We start from the raw sequence: 14,170 nt of genomic DNA on the forward strand, positions 1-14,170 counted from the left end.
ACGCCATATGTGGCTGTGCACGCCCCGAGCCTCGTGATGCGTGAAATCTACCTACTTCGAAAAGTCGGTGATGACGGTGACGCCGTTCACCTTGAATTCGTCCATGTCGTGATAGATCTTCTCGATGCCGTGCAGGTCGGTCTCGCCGGTGACCAGGTCACCGGGGCGCAGCTTACCGGTGGCCACCTGGCTGAGCAGCAGGGGGAATTCCGAGCGTGGCATACCGAAAGATCCGAGGTACGAGACCTCATTGGCGATGATGTCGTTGACGGTGATCGGGATGTCTCCGGCTTTGCCCATGGCAGTCATGCCAATCTGCACGGCGCGGCCTTTGCGCTGCACACTGCGCAGTGAACTCTGCAGCGTGGCATTGATGCCGAGGGCGTCGATGCTGACGTGTGCGCCACCGTGCGTGAGCTCGCGCACAGCCTCGGCAGGGTCGGTCTCCAAGCTGTTGATGGTGTGCACGGCGCCGACCTTGCGGGCGAACTCGAGTTTGTCGGCGGCGATGTCGACGGCGATGACGTTGGCACCGGCCGCAGTGGCGATCTGGATGGCCGACAGGCCGACGCCTCCGGCTCCGTAGACCGAGACCCACTCGCCGGGCTTGACTTTGCCGACGCTGAGCACGCCGTGGTAGGCGGTCATGAAGCGGCATCCCATGCCGCTGGCCTGAGTGAACTCGACCTCGTCGGGCAGCGGGATCAGATTGAAGTCTGCGGTCGGCACGTGCGCGAACTGCGCGAAGCCGCCGTTGTAGGTGAATCCGGGCATGGTCTGATGGTCGCAGACGTTCGAGTCGCCCTCGAGGCAGTGCTGGCATGTGCCGTCACCACACGTGAACGGCACGATCACGCGATCGCCGACCTTGACCCGCGAGACGTTCTTGCCGATCTCGGTGACGATGCCGCTCATTTCGTGCCCGCCGATCATAGGCAGCGGAGCGAGAAAGCCCGTCCACTCGCCGCGCCAGCCGTGCCAGTCGGAGCGGCAGATGCCGCATGCCTGCACGTCGATGATCGCACCGTCATCGGTGAGCGTGGGCTCTGGAACGTCGGTGATGTTCAGCGGAGCGTTGAACTCCTCGAGTACTGCTGCTTTCATAATGTCCTCCCTGATTCTGCGTGCGTCGCTCGCGCGCCACTGGCGAATGTATCGAGTGGATGCATCGGCCGGGGGAGTGCGAAGGAGTCGCAATTGAGGTGGTTTCGGTTCATTCGGGCGGCAGGACATGCGCGACCAGAGCAGCTCGGTGTCTCAAAGTGAAACATCTGATGTGTCGTCTGAGGATCGACTGTGCTCCGCCCCAGTCATATCTATCCACTTGCATAAGTTGCAGATACAAGTAGAATGGCACCAAGCCGATAACCCGAGACATGCCGCCCAGATATGCCGCACCGATCACCGAGATCGCTGCAGCACCACGGCATCCCTCGGCCACACGATGAGAGGCGGCAGTCATGCAGTTCGGAATCTTCTCGGTCAGCGACATCACCCGCGACCCGGTCAGCGGCGAGACACCCAGCGAGGCGCAGCGCATCAAAGCGGCGGTCGCCATTGCGAAGAAGACTGAAGAGGTCGGCATGGACGTCTTCGCCATCGGCGAGCACCACAACCCGCCGTTCTTCTCGTCGTCGCCGACCACGCTGCTCGCCAGCATCGCGGCGCAGACCGAGCGCATCGTGCTGAGCACTTCGACCACGCTGATCACCACGAACGATCCGGTGCGACTGGCCGAGGAGTACGCGATGCTTCAGCACGTCTCTGACGGACGCATGGATCTGATGCTCGGCCGCGGCAACACCGCGCCGGTCTACCCCTGGTTCGGCAAAGACATCCGCGAGTCTCTGCCCATGGCGCTCGAGAACTACAACCTGCTGCACCGGCTGTGGCGAGAGGACGTCGTCGACTGGCAGGGCAGCTACCGCACGCCGCTGCAGGGATTCACCTCGACGCCGCGGCCGCTCGACGACGTGCCGCCCTTCGTCTGGCACGGTTCGATTCGCACACCAGAGATCGCCGAGCAGGCGGCCTACTACGGCGACGGCTTCTTCGCCAACAACATCTTCTGGCCCAAAGAGCACTACATGCGGCTGATCCGCATGTATCGGCAGCGCTTCGAGCACTACGGGCACGGCACGGCGGCCCAGGCGATCGTCGGACTCGGCGGTCAGGCCTACATCGCGAAACGCTCGCAGGATGCCATCCGCGAGTTTCGGCCGTACTTCGACCACGCACCGGTCTACGGCAACGGGCCCACGATGGAGGACTTCACCAGTCAGACGCCCCTCAGCGTGGGCAGCCCGCAGGAGGTCATCGACAAGACGCTCACGTTCCGGGAGTCGTTCGGCGACTACCAGCGTCAGCTGTTCCTGATGGATCACGCGGGGCTGCCCCTGACAGCCGTGCTCGACCAGCTCGAGCTGCTGGGCGGCGAGGTCGTGCCCGTGCTGCGTCGCGAGCTGGCGGCGCTGCGCGCTCCAGGTGTGCCCGACGCGCCGACGCACGCGTCTCTGGTGCGTGCGAAGTACGGCGACGCCGAACCGCGCCAGCCCCGCCCGAACGCCAACCGCGGCGACAACGTCACCGGTGGCTCGCCCTACCAGGACACCGACGATGTGCGCCGGTGAGCCGCTCGCGACCGGCGCCGGTGCTGTCGCCGGCCGAGGCGGCGCGCGCAGGTCGGTGCGCATCGCGAACGAGGCGTGGGAGGCGCTCTTTCGCGCTCAGGGGCGACTGCTGCACGCCTTCGAGGCCGACGACATCTGGCAGCAGGTGTCGCTGAGCGAGTACGACGTGCTCTACACCCTGGCGAAAGAGCCGCACGGGCTGAGCATGGGCGAACTGAACACGAGTGTGATGCTCACGCAACCGACCCTCTCGCGCCTGGTCGAGCGCATGGTCGGCCGTGGTCTGGTCGGTCGTGAGCGGATGCCGCACGACAGCCGGCGGGTCTGCGTGACGCTGACTGCAGAGGGACACCGAGTGCAGCGGATTGTCGGCCGACGGCATGCACGACTGGTGGCCGACCGTCTGACGGCGTCGCTGAGCGACGCGGAGCTGGAGCAGCTGCGCGATCTGGCGGCGCGGCTGGCACGTTCGGCTGCCGAAGACGGCGAGGCATGAGCCGGGGAATGGTCGTGCGCGAGACGAGTCAGCAGAGTGAGAGAGAACAGGTGAGAACGATGGAACCGCAGAAAGACGAGGCGACCGGGCGCACCCGGCAGATCGTGGTGATCAGCGCCGGGGTGTCGCAGCCGTCGTCGACGCATCTTCTGGCCGATCAGTTCGTGCGGCGGGTGCTGCAGCGAGCCGAGGCGGCGCAGGTCACCGTCGAGGTGCGTCAGATCGAGCTGCGCCCGCTGGCACAGCAGATCGTGCAGGCGATGATCAGCGGTCTGCAGAGCGTCGAGATCGCACAGGCGATCGATCGGCTGGCCACAGCGGATGCGATCGTGGTCGCGACGCCGATCTACAAAGCCGGCATGAGCGGGCTGCTCAAGAGCTTTCTCGACATTCTCGACCAAGACCTGCTGCTGGCGAAGCCGACCGCGCTGCTGGCCACGGCCGGCACTGCGCGGCACGCGCTCGTGGTCGACGAGCAGCTGCGTTCGACGATGGCGTTCTTCCGCACGCTGACGATTCCGACCTCGGTCTTCAGCACATCTGAAGACTGGGGCTCGGCGAGTCTGGGCGGGCGGCTTGATCGCGCGGCAAGCGAACTGGTCGTGCTGCTGGCGAGCGACGTCGCGCGGGCGATCACCAGCAGCGGTTGGCAGCACTACCAGCATGAGTTCGGATCGGTCGCCGAGCAGACGGCGGCAGTGAGGGGCAAGACTAGTGCAGGGGATGCTGCCGGGCTCGACTTCGACTCTGACCTGATGCGGCTGGCTGCCGGTGGGCAGTGACGCTGCCGCTCGGCGACGTATACGGTGTTCGCGCTGAGAGGAAGCAATGCGGTTCGCCGGGCGACCGGTCGCTAGTCTCGTGGCAACGGGCCGGGACATCGGCTCGACCCCGGCCGACACGACCGGATCGGCCGGACTCCGACGAGAGGAACCGACCATGAGCGAGACGACGAGAGCCGAGACCGCGCGCAGGGCCGAGACGTTGGGTGCGCTGCATCGCGACCCGGGCATCCTGCAGGTGGTGAACGTCTGGGACGCGGTCACCGCCACAGTGGTCGCAGACCTGCCCGAGACCAAGGCCCTGGCGACCGCCGGGCACTCGATCGCAGCGAGTCACGGCTATGCCGATGGTGAGATTCCGCTTGATCTGCTGCTCGCAGCCACTGCGCGCATCGTGGCTGCGACCGGGCTGCCGGTGAGCGCTGATCTGGACGACGGGCACGGTGATGCCGCCGAGACGGTGCGCCGTGCGATCGATGTGGGCGTGGTGGGCGCGAACATCGAAGATCGTCTGCGGCCGTTCGAGACGTCGGTCGAGACGGTGCGCCGCGTCGTCGCAGCTGCGGGGTCAGCCGGGGTCGACTTTCAGCTCAACGCTCGTACCGATGCGTTCGTGCTCGGTGGCGACCGACCCGTTGACGTGATCATCGACGATGCGGTGACCCGAGGCCGCGCCTATTTGGAGGCCGGTGCGGCACTGGTGTTCGTGCCCGGAGTGCTCGATCGTGAGACCACCGAACGACTGGTCGATGGCCTCGGGCGAGGCCGTCTCAGCGTGATCGGGCTGCCGGGCGCGTTGAGCGCAGCAGAATACGAGCAGCTCGGCGTCGCTCGCATCTCATATGGGCCGATGACCCAGCGGCATGCGCTGCGCGCGCTGCGCGATCTGGCGACGAGTCTCTACGGCGACGGTGTGATTCCCGAAGACACGCCCGAGCTGAACTGAGTGAGCTGGGCGATCTGGGCGATCTGAGTGAGCTGAGTGAGCTGGGCCGAGCAGTGTGCGTCTGTCTCGCAGACGGCTGACTGATCAGGTCGCGTCTTGGCCGTATCGGTCTCGCAGATGGGCCAGGCGGTTGATCAGATGGTTGTGCAGCGGCAGCCCGGGCGTCTCGGTGCTGTTCGCTGCATAGCTGTCGCGCGGATGCGAGTGGAACAGATCGGGATCGTCGATCGTCTCGGCGTCATCGAGGCCGTGCACCTGCTGATGCAGATCGGCCATCAGCTCGTCGAGCTCGGTCGCCGTCTGGGCCGATTCGTGCAGCTGGCGTCGAATCTGCTCGGGCACGTCATGGCGGTATTTGTAGTAGATCTTGTGCTCGAGCGACGCCCAGAAATCCATCGCGATGGTGCGAATCTGAATCTCGACCGTCACCGGAACCGTTCCCGATGAGAGGAACACCGGCACCGAGACGATCATGTGCAGGCTGCGGTAGCCGTTGGGCTTGGGCTGGTGCACATAGTCTTTGACCTGCAGCACGGTGAGATCGTCTTGGCGCAGCAGGGCGCGGTAGACCTGTTCGATGTCAGAGACGAAGCTGCAGGTGATGCGCACGCCGGCGATGTCGGTGATCTCGGCGCGGATGGAGTCGAAGTCGGGGGCGATGCCCTTGCGCTCGATCTTGTCGAGCAGGCTCTCGGGCGACTTGAGTCGGGACTTCACATGCTCGATGGGGTTCTCGCTGTGCAGATGCGCGAACTCATCGCGCAGAATGTTCACTTTGGTGAGCACCTCGTCGATGGCGAACTTGTACTGCAGCAGAAAACCGGTGAACTGCTCTCTGAGCTGACGCCAATGAGCGACGTCGTCGTCTCCCAGCCGAGCCAGGTTCTGATTCGTGAGCCGAGGCACGAGCTCATAGTCAGCGTTCATGGAATACACGTTAGCCTGCCGTTCTCTGCAGCGACTGTGGATCGCGCGGCTGCAACGATCTCGGATGCCCGGCACCGGGCTGCTGCTGCGCCTGCACATCGTGCTGCGCCTGCACATCGACGAGATTCCAAGCCATCGAACCGGTGACGCTGATGCCCTTCGCCCCGCTGCGCCGGGTGACTCCGCGTACGAGCATGAACTGGGTGCGGAAGACCCCGCTGCGGATGCGCTCCTGAGCGTCGTGGAAGAAGACGATGTTGCTCACTCCGGTGCCGTCGTCGAGCGAGACGAACACCACGCGTCGGCCGCCGCGCATCGGGGGAGTGTTCGTCGCTCTGCGCACCCCGGCGACCAGCACCTCGGTGCCTCCCGACAGCCCGACGAGATCTCGCGCCGGGGTCACCCCGAGTCGTCGGAACAGCGGGTGGAAGCGGGTGATCACATGGTGCCCGACACCGACGCCGAGATGCTCGATCTCGAGATCGGTCTGGGTGCGGGTGCGCAGGTCGATCGCGGTGACCTCGGGATGCGGCGAGGTCGGCAAATCGAGGTCGAAGGCCAGCTGCTGGGCTGGAATGCGTATCGGTGCGGCGGTGATCGATCTGATCTGAGCGAGCAGCTCATGACGTCGTCGGGAATCGTGCCCGATGAACGCGTCGAGTGCGCCGACTCTGGCCAGCGCTTCGAACGTGCTGCGACGCGGACGCACACGATCACGGAAGTCTTGCAGATTCGCGAACGGCTGATGCGCGACCAGGCGCTCCTGCTCGGCCCGGGCGCTGCCGATCAGTTCGGTCACCGGCACGCGGATGCCGAGACTCCGGTCTTGAGGCTCGGGCAGCCGCTCGACCCGGTAGTCGAGCCCGGAACGCTGCACGTCGAGCGGCAGCAGCGGGACGCCCAGGCGACGTGCCTCGGAGAGCAGCAGGTCTTTGGGCCACATGCCCGGGTCGTGGGTCAGCAGACCGGCGAGGAACTCGGCCGGATGATGGGTCTTCAGCCAGGCGGACTGATAGGTGGGCAGGGCGAAGGCCGCACCATGCGCCTTCGCGAAGCCGAAGCTGGCGAATCCCCGCAGCATCCGCCAGCAACGATCGGTCACCGACGACGGGATGCCTCGCAGCGACGCATTGCGAAAGACCATCTGCTCGATCTGGTCGAGCTGCTGATCGTCGGCCATTGCGCGGCGGAGCACATCGGCCTTCGCCAGACCGCAGCCGGTGAGCTCGTCGAGCAGACGCATCACCTGCTCGTGGAAGATCACGACTCCCATCGTCTCTCGCAGAATCGGATCGATGCGCGGGTGAATGACCGCCGGAGACACTTCGCCGTGACGAGCCTGCAGATACTGCAGCGGCATGTTGTTCTTCATCGGGCCGGGCCGGAACAGGCTGATGTCGACAGTGAGGTCGTTGAACTGCTCGGGCTGCAGCTTGCCGACCAGCTCCATCTGCCCTGGTGACTCGATCTGGAAGATGCCCAAGGTGTGCGTCGAGCGAATCGTCTCGAAGGTCGCCGGGTCGTCGAGCGGCAGGGCGTCGAGATCGAGCGGCGTCTCGTGCAGCCGGTTCACCTCGCTCACCGCATAGGCCATCGCTGACTGCATTCGCACGCCGAGCACGTCGAGCTTGATGAGCCCCATCGGGTCGACACTGTGCTTGTCGAACTGCGACATGGGCAGCCCGATGCCTGAGGGCTGCACCGGGGTGCGGTCGAGCAGCGAGAGATCGGAGACAATGACCCCGCAGGGATGCATGGAGATGTGTCTCGGCAGTGCGTCGAGACGCTCGGTGGCGTCGACGAGCAGATCAAGCTGCGGGCTGGTGCGCACCTGCTCGGCGAAGTCGGCGAGTTCGGGCTTCTCGGCCAGCGCCCGCCGAAAGCCGCCGGCGCTGAACCTCCACAGTTCTTTGGCGATCGCGTCGATGCGCTCGGCCTCGATGCCCAGAGCGAGCCCGGCATCGCGCACCGCGCCACGGGAGCGATAGGTGTTCGTCATCGACATCAGCGTCACCCGCTGGTCGCCGAACTCGGCGAAGATGCGCCGGTAGACGTCATGGCGCCGGGCAGACTCGACGTCGAGATCGATGTCGGGCAGCGTGCGGCGCTCGGGCGAGAGAAAACGTTCCCAGAGCAGCCCGTTGTCGAGTGGTTCGACGCCTGAGATGCGCAGCAGATAATTCAGCATCGAGCCGACCCCAGACCCACGGGCCTGCACCCGCACCCCCATCTCGCGAATCAGGTCGACGACTTTGGCGACGGTCAGAAAGTACGGGGCGAACCCCAACGTCTCGATGTCGGCGAGCTCATGATCGAGACGATCGTGCACCGCATGCAGGCGGGCGGGGTCTGCCTGGGCGTACCGATCGGGGACAGCAGCTCGGGCGCGCATGGTCAGCGCGCGCATTGGGTCTCCTTCGATTCCGATCACACCGGCCTCGGGCATGCGCGGATGCCCCCAGCCGAGATCGACTTCGGGGTCGAGCGTGCACCGTTCGGCGAGACGCTCGGTGGCGGCGAGCAGATCTGTCGCGGTGGTCGTGTGGTCGCTCACGTCGACGACCATGCGGGCAATGCGCCGCATGGCGGAGGCGGGCTTCAGCCAGGCCTGTCCGGTGGCGGTGAGGCGACGGTCGCGGTCGAGGTCGTCGAGCGGCAGCAGCGTACGCGCAGAGTCTGAGATGTCTGCGGTGGCTGCCTCATCTGGCTCGCCGTATCGAACCTGATTGGTGAGCACGGCCGTGAGCCCATGCGCCTCGGCCAGCGAGAGCATCCGTGTGGCCGGTGTGACGCTGCCGGGCTGTCCCGGCTCGGCCAGCCAGCACACCACCTCGACGGCCAGCAGCTCGCGCGGCACCAGTCGGCACCAGGCGCGCAGCGCCGCACGAGCCTCGGGCAGCCGGCGCGCCTCGACCAGTCGGCCGACGTCGCTGGACGGGCCGAGCAGCACGCTCAGGTGCGGCCGTTCGCGCAGCAGCTCGCTGAGCGCGTCACGGCTGAGCGAAGGGGCCGAAGAACGGCGCGCTCTTGGGCCGGGATCGTGTGCAGCGGTCACCATGCGGCACAGCGCTGCATAGCCGGCGCCGTGCCCGGCCTGCGACCACCCCGTGGAGTCGCTGCGGCCGACTGCTCCGTGGGCGAGCAGCACGACACGGCCCAGCTGCTCGGCGAAGCTGCCGTGCACGGCGAGATCTGCGCCCAGGATCGGCGCGAGCGCCGCGTCTCGGCAGGCCTGCACATGGGCCACCGCAGCATAGACCCCGTCTCGGTCGGTGAGGGCGAGACGTTCGGCGTCGGCGCTCGACGCCAGCTCGGTGAGGCGTCTCGGGGTGGTGCAGCCGTAGTGTGTCGAGAAGCCCGAATGCACGTGCAGATGCGTGAACGGAGGCATGCCGGTCACTCCCAGACGAGCTGCAGCCGCCAGCCGTCGTCGGGCAGCCGCAGCAGGTCGTAGGTGTGAAAGTCGTCTCCCGTGCACGAGGCATCGACGCGCCAGAGCTCCTGATCGACGCGCTGGCGGTGTGTGCAGGCTGTTGCCGCTGCGCTCGTCGTCGGATGAGCGCTCACCGCGCTCGCAGCGGGGGAGGACTGGGGCGCACACCACCAGCGCCTTCGGTGAAAGAAGCTCTGCGGCACCCCGACGATCTCGTACTCGAAACGGCGCCAGACGAAACTGCGCGGCTCGCCCTCGTGCGAGAGCTCGACGGTGATCGCCTCATCGATCTTGCGTGGCATCATGGCCTCCTGCTGTGCTCACTGGTTCGAACATATGTTCGAATGATCACAGCGTAGAGGTGCCCTCCGACATCGGCAACGACGACTGATGGTCGCACGCCTGCGCGCGCCGATCACGCTTCGTCCATGGCATCCACCGGCCGTTCGGGCTGGCCGCACCGAGCACGTCAAGTCGGGTGCGGGCTCGTGCCAGCAGATCGTCAGGAACGTCTTCTGCACGAGACTGCTGACTGCTCTCGGCTGACCCGTCAGCAGCGCGAAGCTGCCAGGAGACGGTCTGGCCCATACCTTTCTCGATGCCGCGACTCAGGCTGAAGCTCCATCTGGCGCGACGCGGTTCGCTTACGTTCTCGGCGAGGCCGCCCTCTGCGATTGCGAGCGTCTGCCACCTGAGCTCGTCTGCGCAGCCCTCCCACGTCTCGGCGCAGGCGTCGCACCCGCACGAGGGATAGAACTCGTCGAAAAGCGCGCCGGCGTATATCCGAACACCTGGGAAGTCCGTGAGGACGATCACCATCGGTGCGCAGGCGTCGTCATTCGGTGTCAGCCGCACCGCTCGCACGGTCTCGGCTGCGGTCGGTGCGTTCAGCAGTTCGGCGGTGACCGCGAATCCGTCTTCACGACGCACGTCGTAGACCGACGTCAAATGCTCGATGAGCTCTGTCGCCACCGTGTGCAGCGGAGCGAATCGATCCGGGTCGCTGAAGACGCTGAGACCGACGGCTGGTGACGCCGCGGTGCGGTCAGAGCGTGAGAGCCGGAACATAGGGCCATTCTTCCGCTTTTCCGCCGGCCGCAACAGCTTCAGCGCCCGCATCTGTCAGGCGGGCTCGATTCCTCTCAAATCGCGAGAGTTCAGAACTCCTCGTAGGTCGCGGGATCCTGCCCCTTGAGCCGACCGTCTTCGCGAGCCAGCCCGTCGATCGCGGCGAGATCCTCGTCGCTCAGGACGAAGTCGAACACATCGAGGTTGCTGATCTGCCGATCGGAGTGCGTCGCCTTCGGAATCGGGACTACGCCGTTCTGCAGGTGCCACCGCAGGACGACCTGAGCCACGGTGCGCTCGTGCGCGTGAGCGATCTGCTCAAGCGTCTCGTTCTGCAGAATCTCGCTGGCTCGGCCGAGCGGACTCCACGCCTCGGTGACGATGCCGTGCTCGGTGTTCCAGCGCACCGCCTCGTGCTGCGGAAATCTCGGGTGCAGCTCGATCTGGTTCACGCTCGGCAGCACACCGGTCTCGCGCTCGAGACGTTCGAGGTGCTCGGGCAGAAAGTTGCTCACGCCGATGCGACGGGTCAGCCCGCGCTCGCGCGCCTCGATCAGCGCCTGCCATGCCTCGACGTAGCGGTCGGTCAGCGGGTTCGGCCAGTGGATCAGCAGCAGATCGAGATGATCGAGACCGGTGCGATAGACCGACTCTTCGATCGTGGGAACGGCCTGGTCGAACGCATGGTGGCGGCCGGGCAGCTTCGAAGTGACGACGATCTCGTCACGCGGCACGCTGCTGAGGCGCACCCCGGCGCCGACCGCGCCCTCGTTCTCATAGTTGAAAGCGGTGTCGATCAGGCGGTAGCCGTTGTCGATCGCCCGGGCGACCGTTTCGGCACCCGCACGCCCGTTCAGACGGTAGGTGCCGAAACCGATCGCAGGCAGGGTGGTGCCGTCGTTCAGGGTGTGCGGGGTCTGCATGTTCTCGGGGGAAGTGCTCATGCCAACGACCTTAGGCCGCGGCCTCATCTCCTGCCACCTCCTCATGCACGCCGGCCGCGTTGGTCTCGACCGATGCCGAACCCGCACGACCCGTGTGGTCGTCCGCGTCTTCGAAGCGCACCTGCAGACGGGCGTCGGCTGAAGCGCCTACCGCGTCGGCATCCGCCGTCGTCTCCGCAGACGCCAGATCGACCGTCACCACCGTGCCGCTCGCCCCCGAGACCAGCAGGTCGGCGATGCGATCGTCGATCTCGCGCTGTACCGTGCGGCGCAGCGGACGAGCACCGTACTCGGGCTCGAAGCCGCGTTCGGCGAGCCAGTCGACCGCCTGGTCGCTGACCTGCAGGCGGATGCCCTGCTCGGCCAGCCGCTCGGCCGTCGCCGCGATCATGGTGCGTGCGATCAGCCCCACCTGCTCACGCGAGAGACGACGGAACAGCACGATCTCGTCGATGCGGTTGAGGAACTCCGGTCGCATCGCCTCACGCAGACGGCCCATCACCCGATCGCGCAGCGCCCGCTCCGAACCGAAGCCCGTCGCGTCGTCGCCGGCGTTCGCGACGAAGCCGAGCGCTCCCGACCGTGAGGCCAGAAACTCGGAGCCGATGTTCGAGGTCATGATGACCACGGTGTTGCGAAAGTCGACGGTGCGTCCCTGGCCGTCGGTCAGCCGTCCGTCGTCGAGCACCTGCAGCAACAGGTTGAACACGTCGGGGTGCGCCTTCTCGATCTCGTCGAGCAGCAGCACCGAGTACGGCCTGCGCCGCACGGCCTCGGTGAGCTCGCCGGCCTCGTCATAGCCGACGTAGCCCGGGGGAGCGCCCACCAGCCGCGCGGCGGTGTGCTTCTCGCCGAACTCCGACATATCGAAGCGCAGCAGCGCGTGCTCGTCGCCGAACAGACTGGCCGCGAGCGTCTTGGCCAGCTCGGTCTTGCCGACCCCGGTCGGGCCGAGGAACAGAAAGCTGCCCACGGGCCGGTTCGGGTCGCCCAGACCGGTGCGGCCACGACGCACGGCCCGAGCCACCGCGCCGACCGCGTCATGCTGACCGATCACGCGCTCGTGCAGTTCGCTCTCGAGGTGCGCGAGCCGTGTGCGCTCGCCCTCGCTGATGCGATCGACGGGAACACCTGTGCGGCGCGCGACCACCTCGGCGATCTGTCGCTCGTCGACCACTGCCTCGGTCGGTGCCGGCGCCGAACTCGTCGTCGCGGCATGCTGATGCTCGATGCGGGCATTGTGCGCGCTCGCCGCGTCAAGAGCCGCCTGCACCTGTTCGATGCGGTCGCGAATCTGGCCGGCCTGCTCATACTGCTCGGTCGACGCCGCGGCGTTCTTCTCGGCCTCCAACTCCATGAGCTGGCGCATCAGCGCCTGCGTGTCGATGCGATCGCCGAGCCGCAGACGCAGCCTGGCCCCGGCCTGGTCGATCAGGTCGATCGCTTTGTCGGGCAGACGACGATCGGGCAGGTATCGGGCCGACAGACGCACGGCGGCGTCGAGCGCGGCATCCGTGTACCGCACGTCGTGATGCTCGGCGAAGGCGGGCGCGACGCCGTGCAGAATGCGCACGGCGATGTCCTCCGACGGCTCGTCGACGGCGACCGGCTGGAACCGGCGCTCCAAGGCGGGATCCTTCTCGATCCTGCGATATTCGTCGAGCGTGGTCGCGCCGATCATATGCAGCTCGCCTCGAGCCAGCCTCGGCTTGAGCATGTTGGCCGCGTCGAGGCCGTCGCCCATGCCGCTGCCGCCGGCGCCGACGACCGTGTGCAGCTCGTCGATGAAGACGATGAGCTCATCGCGATGCGCGGTGATCTCGTCGAGAAGCTTGGTCAGGCGCTCTTCGAAGTCGCCCCGAAAGCGCGTGCCGGCCACCATTGACGCCAGGTCGAGCGAGACCAGGCGACGCCCGGCGATCGCATGCGGAACCTCGTCGTCGACGATCGCCTGCGCGAGGCCCTCAACGACGGAGGTCTTGCCGACGCCGGCCTCGCCGACGAGCACGGGGTTGTTCTTGGTGCGGCGCGAGAGGATCTCGACGGTCTGCTCGATCTCGTCGGCTCGACCGATCACCGGATCGAGTCGGCCGTCGCGTGCCTGTGCCGTCAGATCGGTGCCGAAGCGATCGAGCATCGGGGTCTGCGATGTGGCGGATGCGTTAGTCTGCTCCGCATCGCCGCCTGCGTCCGCCTCCGAGGAGCCGGCGTTCGCAGCCGCAGCGTCGTCGACGGGTGCCACGTCATCGGGCTGCCGGGCAGACTGCCGCATCGAATCGATCAGCGACTGCGCAGTCACGCCGAACCCTGCCAGGATCTGTGCGGAAGGCGCATCCTGTGCGAGCACGAGTGCGAAGAAGAGATGCTCCAGATCGACATAGGTCGAACCCGAGGCTCGGGCGACCTGGAAGGCATGGAAGAGCGCGCGCTGCAGCGAGGGCGTGATGTTCGGGGCCTCGGTCACGGTCGCACCGTCACGGGCGACGGGGAGCCTGGCCTCGACCTCGCGCCCCAGCTGCTCGACGCTCACGCCCATGCGGGTGAGCACGTCGTGCACTGGGGCGTTCTCGGCGAGCACGCGCAGCATGTGCAGGGCGTCGACCTCGGTCTGACCTCTTCTGACTGCGTACGATCCGGCCTCGGCCAGAGCCTGCTGTGTGCGCTGGGTCAGAAACCTGCTGATGTCGATGGTGCGCTGGCCTTCGGCAGCCTGCTGCCGTGCCTGCTGGGCGTTCAGGTAGCGTGCGAGAAACTCGTCGAATGATCCCTGCCCGCTCGGTTCGCGTTCGCTCCCGTTCTGGGGGTTGTTCTCTGGCACAGTACCTCCTCGTCGGTGTCTGCGAGGGCGATACCGATCTGACAGTCGTTCAGACGTCGCCACCCTCAAAGTTGAGTGCCGTACGCTCAACCTAACGTCCGGGTGTCGCAGGTATTCCCCTGCGTC

The 14,170-nt window shown here is 66.4% G+C and carries 10 protein-coding genes and 1 pseudogene; 4 read left to right on the forward strand and 7 right to left on the reverse strand.

Features of this window, described 5'->3' with window-relative positions; translation table 11 throughout:
• Window positions 1-51: 51 nt before the first annotated feature.
• Entirely contained in the window at window positions 52-1,104 is a 1,053-nt protein-coding gene (locus F8O07_RS05835) for a zinc-dependent alcohol dehydrogenase family protein (protein ID WP_158031153.1), read from the reverse strand.
• A gap of 356 nt (window positions 1,105-1,460) precedes the next feature.
• Here F8O07_RS05835 and F8O07_RS05840 point away from each other — a divergent pair, with 356 nt between their 5' ends.
• The 4 genes from F8O07_RS05840 to F8O07_RS05855 all read left to right on the forward strand — a co-directional run bounded on the left by F8O07_RS05840 (window position 1,461) and on the right by F8O07_RS05855 (window position 4,854).
• A complete protein-coding gene (locus F8O07_RS05840; RefSeq protein WP_158031154.1) occupies window positions 1,461-2,630 on the forward strand; it encodes an LLM class flavin-dependent oxidoreductase in 1,170 nt (389 codons plus the stop codon).
• Window positions 2,617-3,126 (forward strand): MarR family winged helix-turn-helix transcriptional regulator, encoded by a 510-nt coding sequence (locus F8O07_RS05845; RefSeq protein WP_158031155.1) that lies wholly within the window; start codon window positions 2,617-2,619, stop codon window positions 3,124-3,126. Before F8O07_RS05840 ends, F8O07_RS05845 begins: the two co-directional genes overlap by 14 nt.
• Window positions 3,127-3,185: 59 nt before the next feature.
• Window positions 3,186-3,908 carry a CE1759 family FMN reductase gene (locus F8O07_RS05850; protein WP_158031156.1) on the forward strand — a complete coding sequence of 241 codons (723 nt, stop codon included), beginning with the start codon at window positions 3,186-3,188 and terminating at the stop codon, window positions 3,906-3,908.
• 157 nt (window positions 3,909-4,065) lie between these two features.
• Window positions 4,066-4,854: an isocitrate lyase/PEP mutase family protein gene (locus tag F8O07_RS05855; RefSeq protein WP_158031157.1), complete on the forward strand. Its 789-nt coding sequence runs from the start codon at window positions 4,066-4,068 to the stop codon at window positions 4,852-4,854.
• 84 nt (window positions 4,855-4,938) lie between these two features.
• On the opposite strand, the gene F8O07_RS05860 is transcribed toward F8O07_RS05855, so the two are convergent.
• The 6 genes and pseudogenes from F8O07_RS05860 to F8O07_RS05885 all read right to left on the reverse strand — a co-directional run.
• Window positions 4,939-5,781 (reverse strand): GTP pyrophosphokinase family protein, encoded by an 843-nt coding sequence (locus tag F8O07_RS05860; RefSeq protein ID WP_158031158.1) that lies wholly within the window; start codon window positions 5,779-5,781, stop codon window positions 4,939-4,941.
• Window positions 5,782-5,791: 10 nt separating this feature from the next.
• Window positions 5,792-9,172: a DNA polymerase III subunit alpha gene (dnaE, locus tag F8O07_RS05865; protein ID WP_158031159.1), complete on the reverse strand. Its 3,381-nt coding sequence runs from the start codon at window positions 9,170-9,172 to the stop codon at window positions 5,792-5,794.
• Between the two features lie 5 nt (window positions 9,173-9,177).
• Entirely contained in the window at window positions 9,178-9,519 is a 342-nt protein-coding gene (locus tag F8O07_RS05870; RefSeq protein ID WP_158031160.1) for a DUF6504 family protein, read from the reverse strand.
• 43 nt (window positions 9,520-9,562) lie between these two features.
• Window positions 9,563-10,282 carry a DUF6226 family protein gene (locus F8O07_RS05875; RefSeq protein ID WP_158031161.1) on the reverse strand — a complete coding sequence of 240 codons (720 nt, stop codon included), beginning with the start codon at window positions 10,280-10,282 and terminating at the stop codon, window positions 9,563-9,565.
• 89 nt (window positions 10,283-10,371) lie between these two features.
• Complete coding sequence (locus F8O07_RS05880) at window positions 10,372-11,226, reverse strand: aldo/keto reductase (RefSeq protein WP_158031162.1); 855 nt, start codon at window positions 11,224-11,226, stop codon at window positions 10,372-10,374.
• A 211-nt stretch (window positions 11,227-11,437) separates the two neighbouring features.
• A pseudogene (locus F8O07_RS05885) lies at window positions 11,438-14,044 on the reverse strand (ATP-dependent Clp protease ATP-binding subunit); the annotation flags it as partial.
• Window positions 14,045-14,170: the final 126 nt, after the last annotated feature.

The sequence above is a fragment of the Pseudoclavibacter sp. CFCC 13796 genome (assembly GCF_008831185.1).
Lineage (GTDB): Bacteria > Actinomycetota > Actinomycetes > Actinomycetales > Microbacteriaceae > Pseudoclavibacter_A.

Bases quoted from the DNA above. Each gene is read 5' to 3' on its own strand.
- F8O07_RS05835 (WP_158031153.1), bottom strand. From the start codon at position 1,104: ATGAAAGCAGCAGTACTCGAGGAGTTCAACGCTCCGCTGAACATCACC.
- F8O07_RS05840 (WP_158031154.1), top strand. From the start codon at position 1,461: ATGCAGTTCGGAATCTTCTCGGTCAGCGACATCACCCGCGACCCGGTC.
- F8O07_RS05845 (WP_158031155.1), top strand. From the start codon at position 2,617: ATGTGCGCCGGTGAGCCGCTCGCGACCGGCGCCGGTGCTGTCGCCGGC.
- F8O07_RS05850 (WP_158031156.1), top strand. From the start codon at position 3,186: ATGGAACCGCAGAAAGACGAGGCGACCGGGCGCACCCGGCAGATCGTG.
- F8O07_RS05855 (WP_158031157.1), top strand. From the start codon at position 4,066: ATGAGCGAGACGACGAGAGCCGAGACCGCGCGCAGGGCCGAGACGTTG.
- F8O07_RS05860 (WP_158031158.1), bottom strand. From the start codon at position 5,781: ATGAACGCTGACTATGAGCTCGTGCCTCGGCTCACGAATCAGAACCTG.
- dnaE (WP_158031159.1), bottom strand. From the start codon at position 9,172: ATGCCTCCGTTCACGCATCTGCACGTGCATTCGGGCTTCTCGACACAC.
- F8O07_RS05870 (WP_158031160.1), bottom strand. From the start codon at position 9,519: ATGATGCCACGCAAGATCGATGAGGCGATCACCGTCGAGCTCTCGCAC.
- F8O07_RS05875 (WP_158031161.1), bottom strand. From the start codon at position 10,282: ATGTTCCGGCTCTCACGCTCTGACCGCACCGCGGCGTCACCAGCCGTC.
- F8O07_RS05880 (WP_158031162.1), bottom strand. From the start codon at position 11,226: ATGAGCACTTCCCCCGAGAACATGCAGACCCCGCACACCCTGAACGAC.